A 16,474-nucleotide genomic window follows, 5' to 3' on the forward strand; every position below is an offset into this window, starting at 1 on the left:
AAGTCACAAACAGGCATTAATCGGCATCCTGCTCAGGCCAGGTAACGATGTGATCTTCGAAGTCATTTTCAAGATCTACGTCATTCTCACTGATAGCTTTGCCCAGGATACTTATCCCGGCGTCATGCATTACCTGTTTTGAGCCGCCATGGTGCAACGGGTGCCAGCTTGCCAGACCGCGTCCTTCGTGCAACCTGCGATAACTGCAGGATTGTGGCATAAAAAAGATGTCTTTGAGATTATCTTTGGTTAACTGTACGCAAGAAGGTACCAGTGTCTGGCGCTCAGTATATCGTGTACAGGCACACGTATTTGCATCACTGTATTGACACACAACGTCAGTGTAAAGTAACTCTTCCCCTTCCCTGAGTACATCAGTGCTACTAAATTGTTCTTCCTCTTCATCGTCAGAATCTATAAAGGAATGTAAACAGCACTTACCGCATCCATCACAAATGGCCTCCCACTCCTGCTGGTTCATTTCTTCAAGTGATTTTTCTATCCAAAAAGGAGTTGTAGTCATAACGCTGAACTTGCCACATACTTAAGGGCCGCAAATTGTACTAGAAGAAACAGGCCAGCGCAAAACTGCCCTGCTTCTGTGTGGTGGGATTATTTCTGGGATTTGACCCAGCGCTGAATTTTAGCTTCTAATACAGGCATGGGAACAGCGCCATCAATCAAGACCTGATTATGAAAGGCGCGAATATCAAACCGTTCACCTAACTCCTGCTCGGCATACTCTCTGAGCTGTCTGATTTTAAACTGGCCTACTTTATAAGACACGGCCTGCCCGGGCCAGGCGATATAACGCTCTACTTCTGCTTCTACATCACTTTTCGCCATCGAAGAGTTATCAAGCATAAAATCAATAGCCTGAGTGCGTGTCCAACCTTTGGCATGCAAACCTGTATCCACCACCAGCCTCATCGCTCTTAACTGTTCGTCAGACAATCGTCCATACCACTGGTACGGGTCGGTAAACAATCCCAGCTCTTTACCCAGACTTTCAGCATACAATGCCCAGCCTTCGACAAATACCGTTGAGCCTCCGAATTTGCGAAACTCTGGCAAATCATCAATTTCCTGCTGTAACGCCAATTGAAAATGGTGTCCAGGTGCGGCTTCGTGAATAGATAGTGTTTCAACAATAAACTTAGGCTGTGCCTTAAGGTTGTGGCTATTTATATAGAATACACCGGGTCTTGAGCCATCCGGAGCGGGACTCTCATAGGATGCCCCCGGGGCGGACGCTGCACGGAAGGCTTCAACAGGCTTAACGACATAATCAGCCTTTGGCTTAATATCGAACAGTAAAGGAACGCGTGCATCGATTTTCTTTTTCACGTCTTCATAGGCCTTTATTAACTCGGCCTCAGACTGAAAATAGAACTCTTCGCTGTTCCGCAGATGCTCAAAAAATGCCTGAAGGTCTCCCTCGAAACCCACTTTCTCTTTAACACTGCTCATCTCGTCGCGAATACGCTTCACTTCACTCAGACCCAGCTGGTGGATTTCGGTTGCGGTCATATCAAGCGTGGTATTTTCTTTGATATAGTGCTGATACCAGGCCTGCCCATTGGGTAACGCACTATAACCCACCGACGCTCTGGATGCAGGCAAATAAGTTGTTTCTAAAAAACTCACCATGTCGCGATATGCTGGTACCAGAGTACGCTCGATGTAATGTTTGTAAGACTGCGAAATTTGGCGTTTTTCTTCATCAGAAAATGAATCAGGTAAATTCTGGATTGGTCCCCAGAAAACAGAGTTTTCTGCTTTATCAACAGCATGCGTTCTAAATTGAGGGATCACTTTGAGTGTGATTGCACGCGGTAATACGACATTGCGCTCAATACCCTGGGTCATCATAGCCTGCACAGACTGCAACCAGATAATAAAGCCATCAGCGCGTTTAAGGAAGTTACTGTAGTCATCAACCGTTTTAAAAGGTTGCGCGCTTTCACCGGACCCCATGGCTGCGAACACGTGATGAGGACCATACATTTGGTCAATGGGCATAAACTGATCATCAAACTGTTCAGCAGCTTTGCTTTGCACCAGCTCATAATGGAGAATATCGTAAGATAGTTTTGCCTGTCCACTCAGTTTACTGCGGTCAAGCGCTTCCAGGCGTGCGAGATATCGAGCAGTGAATGCGCGTGACTGTGCAAGACTATCAGGTCCAAGCGGTGGCTCGAACTTATCGTTGTACTCAGACATACCAAAAAAAGTGGCTGATAACGGGCTGAGCGTAATGCTTTCATCGAAGTAAGTCTGTGCAAGCGTCATCATCTGCGTATTCGCATCCGCTTGCTCAACACTGTGTTGTTGAGACTGCACATTGACGGATGTTGCTTCACATCCAGTCAGTGCAACACCAACGATGAGCGCTACCAGGGTTTTTCTTATCATGTCTGTAACCTTACTCTTAGTCTATATCGCAGCGCAGTCTGCCAGACATCAAGCAGATTACAACTATTTTCTATGCCAAAGCCATGTCTGTCTCTGCGGTAGGCAGGATAATTTCAATACACAATCCGCCCAGCAGGCTATTGTGCGAATCAATTTTACCCCCATGACACTCGACAATTTTTTTGCACACTGCCAGACCCATGCCTTTGCCCCCACTCAGCGAGCTGCGCGACGCCTCTTCCCGGAACAAAGGCTGAAACAACTGCCTGTGCGCATCATAGGACAAGGGCATACCTGAATCTTCGATTCTCAGTACCAGATTTTGCTCTGTCACCAATGCGCTCATTTTAATATCAACGCCTTCACCACCATACTTCAGCGCATTTTTCACGACTTCCAAAATGGCGTTGCCAATAGAGCGTTTATCAAACTGCATCGTAAAGTGCGGGTCGAGTCGATTAATCACTTCAAGTCGCGCTTTTTTGGGGTCCACATAGGTCATACAGGTTTGGAAGGTTTCGTTGATGAAATGCGCCACTTTCACATTTTCTTTGTTGAGAATACTCGCAACGTCTTTATCGCCCGTCACGAGCATCAACTGATCGATAAACTTGTGAAGCTCGTCGATCTTTGCCATTAATTTGGCATAAGAGTCTTCGACATTTTCAACAATATTGTATTGCAATGACTCAACCTGGATTTTCATCACAGTTAACGGTGTACGTAACTCATGCGACAGGTCAGTGAAAAGTTGTTCTTCTTTGGCTTTGAGCTGATTCACCTGCTCATTCACCACCTGCCTTTCACTATCAACGGTTCGGTTAAGCGCATTAACCTGTTGCTCCAGATGTCTGACTAATTGCCCCTGAAGTGATTTATGTTGCAATGCCAGTGCGACAGTAAATAACAGCACTTCTATGAGATAGCCCACTTTAATGAAGGACGTGATCTCAAACACGTCAATCAGGTTACCGTAACTTGCCCCAACTATGGTAAGCACATTTAGAAATAACAGGTGATTAATCAGACTATATGTAAAGGTGCGCATTCCGGGCCCTTTTTGTCTGAAACTCCATATACAGGTATACACAAACAGTGGGATAACAAAGGTACTGGCAAGTAAGTTGAAATACACGCTTTCGAGATACAACGCGGTAGGAACTAGAATGATATAAAGCCAGGTCCCACAGACGTATACAGTATTAAGCGTCGGATGATAGTGTTTTAGTTGTAAAAAGCCGCGTACGAACAACAGGTGAAATATGGGAACTATTGCCATCAGTGCTATTGAAAACTGGCCGCTGAAAAAACCATGATTGGGCCAAAAATACTGAAATGAGAAGCCCGCCATATCAATCACAATAAGCAAAAATAACAAGGTCCACATGGCATAGAAGACATTGGTGGTATTGCGGTTGAAGGCCAGATTAACAATGACGATGAGCAAAATGGCAGCCACGACACCGGCCAGGCTGGCATTGGTAAGTATGCTGAGTTGTGACGTGGATAAATAGTTAGCATTGGAGTGTAAACGCAAATTAGCAGGTGCATTTGCAAACGTTTGGTACTCAATCAGGAATTCGCTGTGACCCGGCTTCAAGTCTAATGGTAAGTACATTTGCGGGTCCTGGACAGGCCGTTCATCAAACCTCGCGTCTTCGTCCTGCGATAGCACCTGCTTAAACTCTCCCCCGTCCACCTGATAAACCACCAGTTTGGGCAATCTGGCAAAGCCAAATGAGAGTACCCAATCCGCTGAACTTGATTGATTGTCGAGTTTCAGCGAGACCCATTTAGAATAGAGTTTATGTTGAGGCCGCTTATCAATCTCGTTCAGGGGGACAAATTGCGGGAGAAACTCGGGTATATCGCCGGGCGCTTTGATTTGCGTGTCGTAATCATAAAAAAAGGTGGCGTTATTCAAAGTGAGCTGCGTGGTAGTGTCGTCAATGACAAATCTTTGCTGCTGTTCTGCGCTAGTGGCATGACCTGCAAACAAAAAGCTCGCTATTAAAAGCATTAAGATAAAACGCATGAACAAGACTCGGTAACCATTTGTAACTATCATAGGTCTAAATCGTGTATGAAATGTGGAGTAAGGACGAATTTGCGTATCGACCTGCGATTAATGTAAACCAATGTAACACTATTGCGAAATCCAAAATAGCACCAATTATTAGAAACTTAAAAAAAAATCTATAAATTCTTCATAGACAAAGTGTCAAACTGTCGCCTTTAACTTTGAGTACCTGGTTAAATGACAGTCGCATTGAAATATTTCTGTCATATAACTTTGTTTTAATCCGCCCTGAAATAAAAACGTCATCAAAGTGCCACATAGCTTGGCCAGACATAACTGAGTAAAATCATGAGTGAACAAAATCAAACCTCTCTTTTTGCAAAGATCTTAAATTGGACCGCGATTGCATTACTGGTCTATCTTGTTTTAGTTGCTGTAGGCACCGTAAGTGGTGGTTTTAAATTGGCTTCAGGCGGCACAGAAGGTGCTAAAGAAATCTTCGCATTCGCAACGAACCCGTTTGTCGCGTTAATGCTGGGTGCATTTGCCACCGCGCTCGTTCAGTCTTCATCTACCGTAACTTCAGTTATTGTTGGTCTGGTTGCAGGTGGTCTGCCATTAGGCATCGCCATTCCTATGATCATGGGTGCTAACATTGGTACCACTATCACTAATACACTGGTTTCAATTGGCCATATCCGTGATAAAGAAGAATTCCAGCGTGCATTTGCCGCATCGACAGTGCATGACTTCTTCAACCTATTTGCAGTTGCAATTTTCCTGCCGCTGGAAATTATGTTTGGTCTGCTTGAAAAATTCTCTGCAGCACTGTCGCACCTGTTCGTTGGTGATGCAGACTTATCTCTAAAGAGCTATAACTTCATCAAACCACTTGTAAAGCCTGCAGTTGGCCTGGTTAAAGACGCAGTAAGCTTCCTTGACGGTAAAGCTGTAGGTATTGCGATGGTTGTGGTTGGTATTGCCATGATTTTATTCGCAGTAACTACCTTGGGTAAACTGCTTAAGAAAGCACTTGTAGGCCGCGCAAAAGAGCTTCTGCACAGTGCAATTGGTCGTGGCCCAATCGCTGGTATCAGCTCAGGTGCAGCCGTAACCGTGATGGTTCAATCTTCATCAACCACAACTAGCCTAATGATCCCTCTGGCAGGCAGCGGTGTATTCAACACGCGTCAAATCTATCCATTCACATTGGGTGCGAACATTGGTACAACTATCACAGCATTACTTGCTGCAACATCTATCACCGGTCCTAATGCAGAAGTTGCACTGACAATTGCATTGGTACACGTTATGTTTAACGTATTCGCTGTTGGCCTGATATACGGCTTGCCACTGCTTCGTGAAATCCCGCTGCAATTGGCCGAGAAACTGGCACGCATTGGAACACGTAATAAATCTGCGGCATTTGGTTACGTATTAGGTTCTTTCTTTGTACTGCCTGGCCTGTTGATGCTTGCAATCAAATAGATTGGTAAACAAAAGCACGAGTAATTCGTTACTCGTAAAAAGGGCTCAAACACGAGCCCTTTTTTAATAATTTTGACATATAACCCCGGCATAATGACGTCGGTTTAATCTTTCGGCAGAATCATGAATACACGTAAACGGTCTTTGACTTTTGATATACAGGACCAGGCCCAACAGCTGTTTTTCCTTGAGCAAGGCTCACCATTCGATCAACTTGAGTTTTTCATCGAGCAAGACCAGTTGGTCGTGTCGTGTCAGCTACCTCAGGATGCAGTGTCAGGTAATCAAATCCGTATTACGGCAAATCACCAGGACAACCGTGACGTTGACTTTGTAGGCATGGCGAAGCTCAAAGAAAAAGATATTATGACCGGTACCATTGAAGTACGTCTGAGCGGGGCTGGAAAAAGTGGCTCGTATAATCTGCAATTGAGTTTACTGGGCTACAAACAACGCGTAAAAAACAGCATGGATTACATGGCCTACCTACCGCGTGAAATACACCCAAATGAAAATCAAGCTCTGGTAACGGCCAACAACCCAAGGCATGCCGGTGGATTGTTCCAGGCTGTCATCCAATATCTGCGTACAGAAATTAATAACCTGCTAGGCTCAACCAGGCAGGCTTATCTTACCGAACGAAAATGATCCACCACCAGCCACGCATTCATTAGCCAGGACCGCAAATAATGCCGCTTCTTTAGAATCAACACACACGCCATCTTGCGACAGCTCAGACACCTCATAATCGTCTGGCAGTCCAGACCCAATCTTACTGACCAAAAATGTGTTGTGCGCACCACCACCACTGACAATCAATTGCACGGAACCATCCAACTTAAGGCGCTGTATATGTTCCAGCACACACCAGACAGTTAACTCATTGAGTGTAGCGAGCACGTCACAAGAAGACAGTAACTCAGGGCATTCGGCCCGCATTTCTTCCAACATGGTAAGATTAAACACTTCAGGTCCAGTTGTCTTTGGCGTGTCGAAATGAAAAAAAGGTATGGTTTTTAGCAAATCGAGCAAACTTTCACAGACTTCTCCCTTTGCGGCTAACCGTCCACCTTCATCGAAAGGCACATCAAAATAACGCTGACAAAATGCATCCATGAGCGTATTGCCCGGCCCGATGTCTGAACATTGCACATCTTCAACCCGGCCATTACGCGGTAACACAGTGAAGTTTGCAATTCCACCAAGGTTTAACAAAATACGATGCACCTGTGTGCTCTGATATAACAGGTAGTCGCCGTACTGTGCCAGTGGCGCGCCCTCGCCTCCCTTTGCAATGTGCTTTTGTCTGAAATCCGAAACTGTGATTATCTGAGTATGTGTTGCAACCTGATCGCCGTCCCCTAGCTGCAGTGTCCCGTCACCGAAGTCCACATGCATATGCTGATGATGAGGGCAGTGAAATATAGTCTGGCCATGGCTAGCTATCAAATCTATGCCTGACCTGTCGACTTGCCACTGTGACAAAGTTTGATTGATTAATTTTGCGTGGTATTGCCCAATCCAGGGGTTAAGTAAGGTGAGGTATTCGAGGTTAATGGTCTCTTTGGCAAAAACTGCTCTCACCTTGGTTTTAAATTCGCTGTCGTAGGCGTAGGTTTTAAATTTTAGCAACTTACATTGTGTCTCCGTGCCTGAGCCAGTCACCTCACACAAGGCCAGATCCAGCCCATCGAGAGACGTGCCGCTCATCAACCCCAGAATTCTACGGACAGGTTTGTTTGAGATTGCGTGGAGCTGACGAATTTGTTTAAGTCCCATTGTATTAATATCCTTCGTTATTGGCTGCCACTACTGCCACAACAGGATAATCATTTTCGCCTAACTCCAGTGTGAAGTTGCGTTTTTCGTAGCCCTCTAGCAGAATTTTTTTTGGTAATGCGTTAACCCGCAATGCCGTACCGTCAGCATAAATCACCATCAGTTGCTCAGGTTCGAGGATACGCCTGCCCGAGGAAAGGTTTTCAAGGCTGAGTATCACAGCACGGTGTCCATCGTCATTCGACATTGCCACACTGCGGTTGACCTTAAAGTCACTTTTTGCCGGCCTCATGCGATCTGCACGGTCAAAAAATAAAGCGCCGAGGTTCATTTGCATGCTGTCAAAACGATAGGGCTTAAGATCGTCGGCAATAGCAGAGACCGAAACCACCATCATCAAACTCATTATCAAGCCAGCTTTGTGCATCTATCACACTCCGTAAAATGACTCGAGGCTCGCACTTTTTGGTCGTGCCTCTGTATTTATGCCATATTGACCAATTAAATCGGCTATCTCGTCTTTCAGGGCGTCGATAGCGGCATTAATCTCATCTATTTGCTGCTTATTAAATGATTTTCGGCTTAACATAAAATGAATCGCGTTGTCATTTACCACATAAGGGTGTATTCGCATCTGCTCAAAACCCAACTTCTCTATGTAGTAGAAACCCGAAAACTCATCTTCAATTAAAAAATCGACACGTCTGCGGTTCACCAACTGCATGCGCTGGTTGATGCTCGGTACTTCAAGCAACCGTTCTCTGTACCAGGCAATTTTTAAAATTTGTTCGAGCTCTTTGCCGTAGTACGCGCCAGGATTAGACACAAACGTGTGTTCTGAAGCAAATAGCTCAGTCAAACTTCTGACTTCTTTAACCCGTTCCTTGCGTGTAAACAAGCGCATTCTCTCTCGACGATATGCCTGGCTAAAAAAAGCCAGTTCAGCCCTTTGCGTATTGAAGCTGGCAGAAGGCAAGATATCTATGAACCCCTTAGATAGCTCAGTGATACCGCGGGCCGATGAAGGTAACTGTACAAAATCGATACACAGCTTAGCTTTACTGAACACCCTGCGGGTGATGTCTACATCCAAACCGTAAGGCACGGTGTCTCGGTACATCACGTAAGGTGGCCAACTGGTACCAACACCAACCTTGTAACGTGTATCACATTGTTCACTGGCAAGCGCAGCGATGGGCAGGAAAAACAATAGAAAAATTAAATGCACGATGTCTAACTATCATTAATATTAGCTAGATTATGAAGGATAACTGGAAGAAAACAAAGGCGCCGAAGCGCCTTTATTGATTATTGTTGGCCAATCCCTTGGTCAATCAGAGGCCAAACCCTGACCTCTGATATCAACATACTTTATAGTGCTTTCCACACCATCGCTTTGCCTGGCTCTTCACCACGCGTCCACCATTTTGCTTCGTACAAGTTACCTTGATAGCTAACGCGGTCGCCTCCGACATAGACTTTATTTCTATCCCAAGGATCTGCACCTACTGAAGAATCAGTCACAGTCACATCAAATGACGCTGTAGTCGTCGCAGTACCGTCAGATACAGCAACGGTCAACTGATAAGTTGTATCCTGTGTTACTTCCGGCGCTGTAATTGTGGCGTTCGCGCCCTGACCGTTGACAGTCAGGCCATTGCTTGCTGACCAAGTGTAAGTGAGTGCATCACCATTTGGATCCGTTGCACTTACCTGTACTGATGTGCTGGTGTTTTCCGCAAGTGATACTGCAGCGATTGGTGATACAACAGGTGCATCGTTACCTGTTGAAGGCGCTTTTACCAACACAGTAACATTGCGCGTTGTAGTCGCTTCGCCATCAGATACAGCAATCGTTAACGTATACTCGGTATCCTGAGTAACCACTGGTGCCGCAACACCGACTGAAGTAGTCGTTGCATTAGTCAGCGTCAAAGCGCTCGGCGCACTCCATGCGTAAGTCAGAGGCTGATTATCTGGGTCAGACGCTGTAGCTGTCACTGTGATTGAGCCACCTGACTGCACTACAACGTTACTATCTACAGACACAACTGGCGGCTTATTAACTGGCACGCCACCAGTCAGGCCATCGTACATTGCATTTAGAATATCACCATTATCCGCGTCAATTTCCCAGGCAAACAAACCACCCAAGTCATACAAGTTAACGTAACGGCCTTTCGCTTCTACAGAACGCGCGCTATCGAACGTCAGCAATTTACCATTGCTGCGATTCCAAACGTAAGCTGCTTCAGCTTGATCGTCATAGCCTACTTCAAATCCATTCAGGCCTGTACCATTTGGACCAACCAGATTAGCAGCAATGGCTTTATAATCCATGATACCTGGTTCCCAAACCCCCTCAGAAGTTGAACCTGCGTATTTACCATTACCAGGTGCAGTCATTGGGTTGCCCGGGATAGTGGTATTCTGGTCTAGCACACCTTCCCAGCCACGGCCATACATTGCAGCACCCATTACAATTTTCTTGGAATTAACGCCCTGTTGAAGCAACAGTTGTACCGCATTGTGGGCTGTATAAGCAGGACCCTTGCGCGGCTCACCATTATCATCTACTCCAGTGCCATTACATTCGTCCTGGCTCAGGTGCGAACCACAATATAGTCCAGTCTGGTGACCTGTAACATTGTTCCAGCCGCCGTAAAAGTCATAGGTCATTGCAAAGATGTAATCCATGTACTGCTGAGCAGCCTGATAGTCAACATCTTCGATTTTGTCGTAACCAGAACCGATTGCAGAAGTAAGCTCATAGGTGCGGCCAGTTTCGGCTTCCAGCTCATCAAGCATGGCACGAAGCTCAGCCATCAACGCAATATAGGCAGGACCATCATTGACTGGATCGCCCAAATCAGGATTTGGACCATCACCACCAGGGAATTCCCAGTCAATGTCTACGCCGTCATAGAATTTCCAGGTTTTCAGGAATTTCTTCATTGAAGCGACGAAAACGTCACGGTTTGCTTTCGTTGTAAAGCCGTGGAATGGGTCAGAAAGCGTCCAACCACCAACTGAAGGCAGAATCTTAAGATCAGGGTAACGCTGTTTAAGTGCCATCAGCTGAGCATATGTACCACGGATTGGGTCGTTTTGATTCACGCCAGGCAGTGTTTTCTGCACAGCAGCCCAGGGATCGTGAATGACGACTTCATAATCAGCTGTTCCCGCACAAGCCTTTTGCAATGCGCGCCAGCTGTTACCATTTTCAATTTCTTTCAGCGACTCATTCGCGCCACAGATTGGAATAAATCCATACAGCAGGTGACTCAGGTTTTGTGCAGGAATGTTGGTAACGTCAAAGTCACGGCCGTAGATTCCCCATTCTACAAAGTAAGCACCTGTTACTTTGCCCGGGATTGTGCCGTTGTTACGGTTATTCGGGTTAACATCCATAGGCAGAGGCTCAAGATGACCACCATCTGTATCGGCAATCACTATCTCTTTACCAGCACTTCTTGCACAACCCGTGCTATCACACAGCTCAACATACAAAGTATGGCGACCAGATTGCATATAAGGGAAAGTGATAGTGCCGCTCTTTGTGCCGGCTGTTAACGTACCTTCATTGACAAGCTGATTGTCAAAGTAGACTTTATAACTGTCACCACCTGTACCACTCCAAGCGTTCCATTTAATCTGAATATCAACTTTATCTTTAGCAGTTACCAAGTCTTTGTATGACCCGTTTCCATCGAGTACAACATCTACAAAAGAATACACTTGTGGCTCCCAGCTCAAGCTAGGTGTTGAAGGTGCAGCTAATACTGAACCGCTCATAAGTGCTAAGCCTATCGCTGTACTTATCTGTTTAATCTTCATTACTTTCTCAACCTTATTTACATGTTATATCCAAACCCCGAGGGGTGAGTTATTGGTACTGCTTAAAACTGTTTTGTCTGACTAAAGCGCTTTCCAGACCTGTGCTTTTCCTGGTTCCTCACCACGTGTCCACCATTTGGCTTCGTAGTTTTTATTACCATGAGAGACTTTATCGCCACCTACGTAAGTTTTAGAGGCCTTCCACTGAGGAAAAGTTGATACAGGTACATCCTTAACCGTGACAGTGAAGTCTCTGGAAGTAACTAATTCACCATCCGATACAGCTACCGACACGGTATACTGTGTATCTGCTGAGACTTCACCGCTTTGTAAAGAGATAGTGGCGCCGCTGCCTGTCATAGAGAGCCCAGCAGGCAGTGTCCAGTTGTATACAAGCTCGGTCTGTTCATCATCAAAGGCATGCACGTGTACCTGTACTTGTGCATTCTCATCCATCACAACCGGGTCAGGTTGATGAACCGTAGGAGGCGTGTTTGGCGCCTTAGGTACGATAGTGAGGTTATAGGTGTACGCCGCATCTGTTACGAACACTTGATTACTAAGCAAATTCGCTTCATCGAACACCACGTCGCCATTAGTCTGTTTGACACCGACCTGAACATCATTGGCATAGGTTGCATTCAGCTGACCTGCCAGCACAGTCGCCCAACTGGCCTGATTTTGCGCCGTGACTGCTAAAGAATGTTTGACAATTTCCTGGCCGTTTTGGTCAAAAACGCGCGCCCACACGAGGTCGCCAGCGTTAGCAGTCTGTCCCCGGCTAACAAAATAGCCAGCTGCGTACCAGTCGGTAGGCTGCGAATCAGACACTATGTTAATGTCGCTACAGTTGTAAAAGCCTTCTCCAACGACATCATTGCGCTGCCAGCGCGTATACAAAATAGCGTCGCCACTACGGCCTTGAGGTATCTGAATGGTCATTTCGTAAATACGTTTACCATCCGGATCTTTGACAAAATCTACGTTACCGATCTCTGTGATCAAGTCGATACTGCCCCACGTCATGACGTCTGTCGCCGGGTTAAACCCAGGCTTGGTCAGATAGAACTTCCAGAAGCTGGGGTTGTGCGGTGTCGTCGCATGAAAGCGAATTGCCAGCTCACCATTTGCATTAGGACGAACCTCTGTCTTTTGCCAATCGGCTGACGGCAGATTCATGCCACGTTTTTCATGTGAGCCCGCCGCACAGAGAGTGCCGTCTGGTATATTCTTCTCTACAGCCTGTTGGTTGTTGTAATCTGGCGTATTAACGGCGAATTCGTGTTCCTGAATAAACTGCACGTAGCCTGATTCCAGATAAGCAGCCCTACAGGCAGCATTGGGGATATTGGAACCATCTTCTGGCCACCAGTACCCTCCTTGGTCTTCACAAATAGCCTGCCTCGCAAGCGGAAAATCCATGTAACCATGGCTTGCAGCTAGGTCGCTGTAGCACAATGCTGACAATACCAATGCGCTGATTGCGCTCTGCTGTGATAGTAATTTAAACGTTTTCATAGTTTGCCTCTATCATAGGGGCCGAAGCCCCTGTCCTTTGAAATTGGGTCGGTTACAAACTACAAACCTTGGTGTAATCCGAACTTACTGATGGCTGTTTATTGCTCCACCACTTCGCTTTGTAAACACCATTTCCATCGATGATTAAGTCACCCTGAGCAGCATGAGTGCCCTTTGGAAACTCTGGGTATACTTTAATCTGAGAGATAGGCACACCTTCACAGCTTGTGATTGGACCGCCGTTACCATCACCTGGTTTTGCATCTGGCAACTTCGGATACTCGAACTTAAATGCGTAACGTTTACCGTCTTTCTCAGCAACAAAGTTAACCGGACCTGTAATAGGCATGTAGTACATTACCTGAGCATTGACCGTTTCACCCGGTGCGAACGACTTCGGAATGTTGCCCCACTCGTCTACCAGGGTGATTGAGAAGCGGTGGAACTCATTCTCAAATCCGCCAATGTTGTTGCCAGCAGCGTTAGAGGCATTCGCTTCAACCGCCATACCCAGTTTCTCTTGTGCATTCCAGTTCGACTTAAAGATTGCCGATGTTGCAACTGGCACATCAAATGTGATCTTCGCACCTGACAAATCAATGGCAGAGTTGTTGGTAAACGCAAATGTTGGCGCAATTGGATAGTTATCATCACCTAGTGGGAAATCTTTTGCGGTGAAGGTAACATCAACGGATTCCGCAGGAACCTGGAAGTTCACATTCCCCGGATGAATATCGTAAGGCGCACCAGACTGATTAAACTTATTGTATGCTAGCGTTGTCAGGCTCGACCCCATGAAGTACTCACCTTTTGCGGCATCGTAGTCAAAGTCACCAGCAAGTTCCCAGAACATAATGCCGCCCAGGCCATTGTTGATAACATAGTCAACTTTGGTGCCCATCGACTCCTCGTCTTCAATAGACAAGAACACTTTTTTCTCTGCGTTCCACAACCAAGGCGCCACAGCAACAGAGTCATAATGACGTGCATATGTACCGGTCAATGCATCTTCAGGGTCTGTAACTGGGTTCAGACCATAGTCAGCCAGGTAGCTTCCTAACACGCCAGACTGCAGGTTCTTAACATGCCACAGCGGGTTAGAACCGGCAGGTACTTCCAGGCCCACGTCATTCTTGTCATGCCAAAGGTTATCGATACCCACTGCGCCATTGCCGCACTTATTCTTCTCGCCTTTACCGGTGCCCGGAGGACAGTTTGCCTGATCTGGGAAGGCTGCCTGGCCCCACAGTCCATTAGTCCCACCCTGGACATCCTTGAAACCACGCGTGTAGTAAGGAATACCAATGTTAATACGACCGCCCGATAGCGCACCACGGAAGTATTTAACAGCCCAGTCAGTATTCAGATAACCGATGCCTTCAAATTCAGCAGTGCCGTATACGTTCCATGCTTTAAGTTCTGAATCTTCACCAGTATCAAACAAAGAAGCATTGTGACCTACGTGTTGGTTCCATGCGCCATGCAGGTCATAAGACATAATGTTGACGTAATCCAGATACTTAGTAACCTGGAAGGTCTCCATACCACGCAGCAAATAGCCAGAAGAAGGTGACGCAATAGTTAGCATGTAGTGTTTGCCATCTTGCTGACCGGCTTTGTCTAACTCTTCACGTAAACGCTTCATCAATACCTGATAAGAGGCATTCAACCCGGCACGTAGCGCATTAGAAATTGGGAAGTCATCTGGGTGACCTGCGTCATTCATTGAAGTCGGGTATTCATAGTCAATGTCGACACCATCGAAGCCATAGGTGCGAATGAACTCGACCGCACTTGCCGCAAACGCATCGATACCAGCCTGATTAACACTGCCATCAGAATTGGTCGTCATAGTGTAGAAGCCACCACTGTTAACGCGCTTGCCATCGCTGCCAAAGTAGCCACCGGTTTCTGCCCAACCACCTACAGAGATGAGAGTTTTAACATCCGGATGTTGTTTCTTATATTTGTTAAGTAAGTTGAAGTGACCTTTATAAGGTAAGGCAGGGTCCATCTCAGCACCCGCTTCGCCTGGCCATTCCATATTTGTAGCCGGGTTGCCTGGTGCGGCTGGGTCACCAATTGAAACCTTGTTGTTCGCGTCAACATGAGCAAAAGCATAATTAATATGGGTTATTTTGTCCCATGGAATATCATTCACTAGGTAAGAAGGCTGGCCATTGGCACCGTTTCTCCAGCTCGTGAAGTAACCGATAACCCGACGAGGGTGATCTGTACCCATTTTTTCACGACCATCGACATCATAGATAGTACAGTAAGGTGTGTTCACACCAGGTGTTTGGAACAAACCTTCAGGTTTACAGTCGTCGCGTCCACCCTGGCCCTGCTCAACAACGGTCAGAGATTGAGAAACGCTAGCCGTAGCGCCTTTATCGTCAGTTACTGTTAGAGTAAATGTAACTGGGCCAAGTTGCTGCGCTGTCCAGGTATGGTCCGTTGCACTACCATTGGTTGTTACAACATCAACACCATCTACCGTAAACGTCAACTTGGTTACCTGGCCGTCCATATCGCTACCAGACAAGCCGAAAACGACCTGCGAACCAACAATCAATTCCGCTGGCTGACTCTTAATAACAAGCTGCGCTTCAGGTGCTTTGTTACCAGTATCTGCTGGCTTTACAACCACTTGACTAGTCAATACGTTAGATGCAGCACCTTTATCATCATAGGCTGTCGCGCTGATATCATGCGTACCAACACTGGCATTCCATTGCGCGTCAAACATATCCGCGGTGCCGCTTACGTCAGTGGCAACCAGGCTTCCGTCAACAAAAAACTCGACCTTGCTCACAGTGCCATCTGAATCGACGGCTTTAACACTGATGGCAACGCTGTCATTTGCAACGAATTCAGTGCCGGAAACTGGCTGTAAGTTACTAGCTACTGGCGGTTTATTTTCGACAGCGCTGTCACACAAACCCAGCCAAGTCCACTCCTGCCAGTCACCAGAATTCGTTGCCGGCTCAGAACGCGTCCACCAGTTCGCTTCATAAGCATTATTATTTTGTTCGACCTGCTGACCACCCGTATAGGCATTACCAGATTGCCATGGATTTAGACCGGTACAGTCATACGCGTTTGCATGTGTTGAGCCTATAGCAATAGCGATTGCGCTGAGCTGCAGTGCCATCTTGAATTTGTTTCTCGTTTTCATACTTTCTTCAACCTTTACTGTTTTTGTGATTAACATTTTTAAAGTAAAGCTAACATAGAAATGAAGTACGTCAACGTAAGCGTGACTACTTTTTAATCAACAAAACCTCACAAACCATCCTTTTTACCTACCAATTATTCAAATGAATGGACTTTTTCTCATTTTGACCCTACCCCAATTAAATGAGTTAAATTCATATATTACAGTTCATATATTCAACGCTATTGCATAAAGAACAA

At 46.2% G+C, this 16,474-nt stretch carries 11 protein-coding genes; 2 read left to right on the forward strand and 9 right to left on the reverse strand.

Annotated features, from left to right (window positions below; all coding sequences use genetic code 11):
• Nucleotides 1-16 precede the first annotated feature (16 nt).
• The 3 genes from MHN31_RS00095 to MHN31_RS00105 form a co-directional block, all read right to left on the reverse strand.
• Nucleotides 17-523 carry a YcgN family cysteine cluster protein gene (locus tag MHN31_RS00095; protein WP_239443105.1) on the reverse strand — a complete coding sequence of 169 codons (507 nt, stop codon included), beginning with the start codon at nucleotides 521-523 and terminating at the stop codon, nucleotides 17-19.
• A gap of 89 nt (nucleotides 524-612) precedes the next feature.
• The gene (locus MHN31_RS00100) at nucleotides 613-2,415 is read right to left on the reverse strand and encodes a DUF885 domain-containing protein (RefSeq protein ID WP_239443106.1); all 1,803 of its coding nucleotides are present in this window, start codon (nucleotides 2,413-2,415) and stop codon (nucleotides 613-615) included.
• A 70-nt stretch (nucleotides 2,416-2,485) separates the two neighbouring features.
• Nucleotides 2,486-4,450, reverse strand: coding sequence for a sensor histidine kinase (locus MHN31_RS00105; RefSeq protein WP_239443107.1), 1,965 nt, complete (start codon nucleotides 4,448-4,450; stop codon nucleotides 2,486-2,488).
• A 333-nt stretch (nucleotides 4,451-4,783) separates the two neighbouring features.
• Between MHN31_RS00105 and MHN31_RS00110 the strand changes: the two genes are divergently transcribed.
• Both MHN31_RS00110 and MHN31_RS00115 read left to right on the forward strand, forming a co-directional pair.
• Nucleotides 4,784-5,923 (forward strand): Na/Pi symporter, encoded by a 1,140-nt coding sequence (locus MHN31_RS00110; protein WP_010381270.1) that lies wholly within the window; start codon nucleotides 4,784-4,786, stop codon nucleotides 5,921-5,923.
• A 123-nt stretch (nucleotides 5,924-6,046) separates the two neighbouring features.
• On the forward strand, nucleotides 6,047-6,571 hold the full coding sequence (locus MHN31_RS00115; protein WP_239443108.1) for a hypothetical protein: 525 nt from the start codon (nucleotides 6,047-6,049) through the stop codon (nucleotides 6,569-6,571).
• On the opposite strand, the gene MHN31_RS00120 is transcribed toward MHN31_RS00115, so the two are convergent.
• From MHN31_RS00120 to MHN31_RS00145, 6 genes are all read right to left on the reverse strand, one after another.
• Nucleotides 6,536-7,702 (reverse strand): anhydro-N-acetylmuramic acid kinase, encoded by a 1,167-nt coding sequence (locus MHN31_RS00120; RefSeq protein ID WP_239443109.1) that lies wholly within the window; start codon nucleotides 7,700-7,702, stop codon nucleotides 6,536-6,538. The two genes, MHN31_RS00115 and MHN31_RS00120, sit on opposite strands and share 36 nt — an antisense overlap.
• Before the next feature lie 4 nt (nucleotides 7,703-7,706).
• Entirely contained in the window at nucleotides 7,707-8,129 is a 423-nt protein-coding gene (locus MHN31_RS00125) for a hypothetical protein (RefSeq protein WP_125556934.1), read from the reverse strand.
• Nucleotides 8,130-8,132: 3 nt separating this feature from the next.
• Nucleotides 8,133-8,930, reverse strand: coding sequence for a transporter substrate-binding domain-containing protein (locus MHN31_RS00130; RefSeq protein ID WP_239443110.1), 798 nt, complete (start codon nucleotides 8,928-8,930; stop codon nucleotides 8,133-8,135).
• A gap of 143 nt (nucleotides 8,931-9,073) precedes the next feature.
• The gene (locus tag MHN31_RS00135) at nucleotides 9,074-11,539 is read right to left on the reverse strand and encodes a glycosyl hydrolase family 18 protein (protein ID WP_239443111.1); all 2,466 of its coding nucleotides are present in this window, start codon (nucleotides 11,537-11,539) and stop codon (nucleotides 9,074-9,076) included.
• Between the two features lie 81 nt (nucleotides 11,540-11,620).
• Nucleotides 11,621-13,057, reverse strand: coding sequence for a lytic polysaccharide monooxygenase (locus MHN31_RS00140; protein WP_239443112.1), 1,437 nt, complete (start codon nucleotides 13,055-13,057; stop codon nucleotides 11,621-11,623).
• A gap of 52 nt (nucleotides 13,058-13,109) precedes the next feature.
• Nucleotides 13,110-16,235 carry a glycosyl hydrolase family 18 protein gene (locus tag MHN31_RS00145; protein ID WP_125556942.1) on the reverse strand — a complete coding sequence of 1,042 codons (3,126 nt, stop codon included), beginning with the start codon at nucleotides 16,233-16,235 and terminating at the stop codon, nucleotides 13,110-13,112.
• Nucleotides 16,236-16,474 lie beyond the last annotated feature (239 nt).

This window comes from Pseudoalteromonas sp. McH1-42, from assembly GCF_022347845.1.
Lineage (GTDB): Bacteria > Pseudomonadota > Gammaproteobacteria > Enterobacterales > Alteromonadaceae > Pseudoalteromonas > Pseudoalteromonas rubra_D.

Bases quoted from the DNA above. Each gene is read 5' to 3' on its own strand.
- MHN31_RS00145 (WP_125556942.1), bottom strand. From the start codon at position 16,235: ATGAAAACGAGAAACAAATTCAAGATGGCACTGCAGCTCAGCGCAATC.
- MHN31_RS00105 (WP_239443107.1), bottom strand. From the start codon at position 4,450: ATGCGTTTTATCTTAATGCTTTTAATAGCGAGCTTTTTGTTTGCAGGT.
- MHN31_RS00100 (WP_239443106.1), bottom strand. From the start codon at position 2,415: ATGATAAGAAAAACCCTGGTAGCGCTCATCGTTGGTGTTGCACTGACT.
- MHN31_RS00115 (WP_239443108.1), top strand. From the start codon at position 6,047: ATGAATACACGTAAACGGTCTTTGACTTTTGATATACAGGACCAGGCC.
- MHN31_RS00095 (WP_239443105.1), bottom strand. From the start codon at position 523: ATGACTACAACTCCTTTTTGGATAGAAAAATCACTTGAAGAAATGAAC.
- MHN31_RS00140 (WP_239443112.1), bottom strand. From the start codon at position 13,057: ATGAAAACGTTTAAATTACTATCACAGCAGAGCGCAATCAGCGCATTG.
- MHN31_RS00135 (WP_239443111.1), bottom strand. From the start codon at position 11,539: ATGAAGATTAAACAGATAAGTACAGCGATAGGCTTAGCACTTATGAGC.
- MHN31_RS00110 (WP_010381270.1), top strand. From the start codon at position 4,784: ATGAGTGAACAAAATCAAACCTCTCTTTTTGCAAAGATCTTAAATTGG.
- MHN31_RS00125 (WP_125556934.1), bottom strand. From the start codon at position 8,129: ATGCACAAAGCTGGCTTGATAATGAGTTTGATGATGGTGGTTTCGGTC.
- MHN31_RS00120 (WP_239443109.1), bottom strand. From the start codon at position 7,702: ATGGGACTTAAACAAATTCGTCAGCTCCACGCAATCTCAAACAAACCT.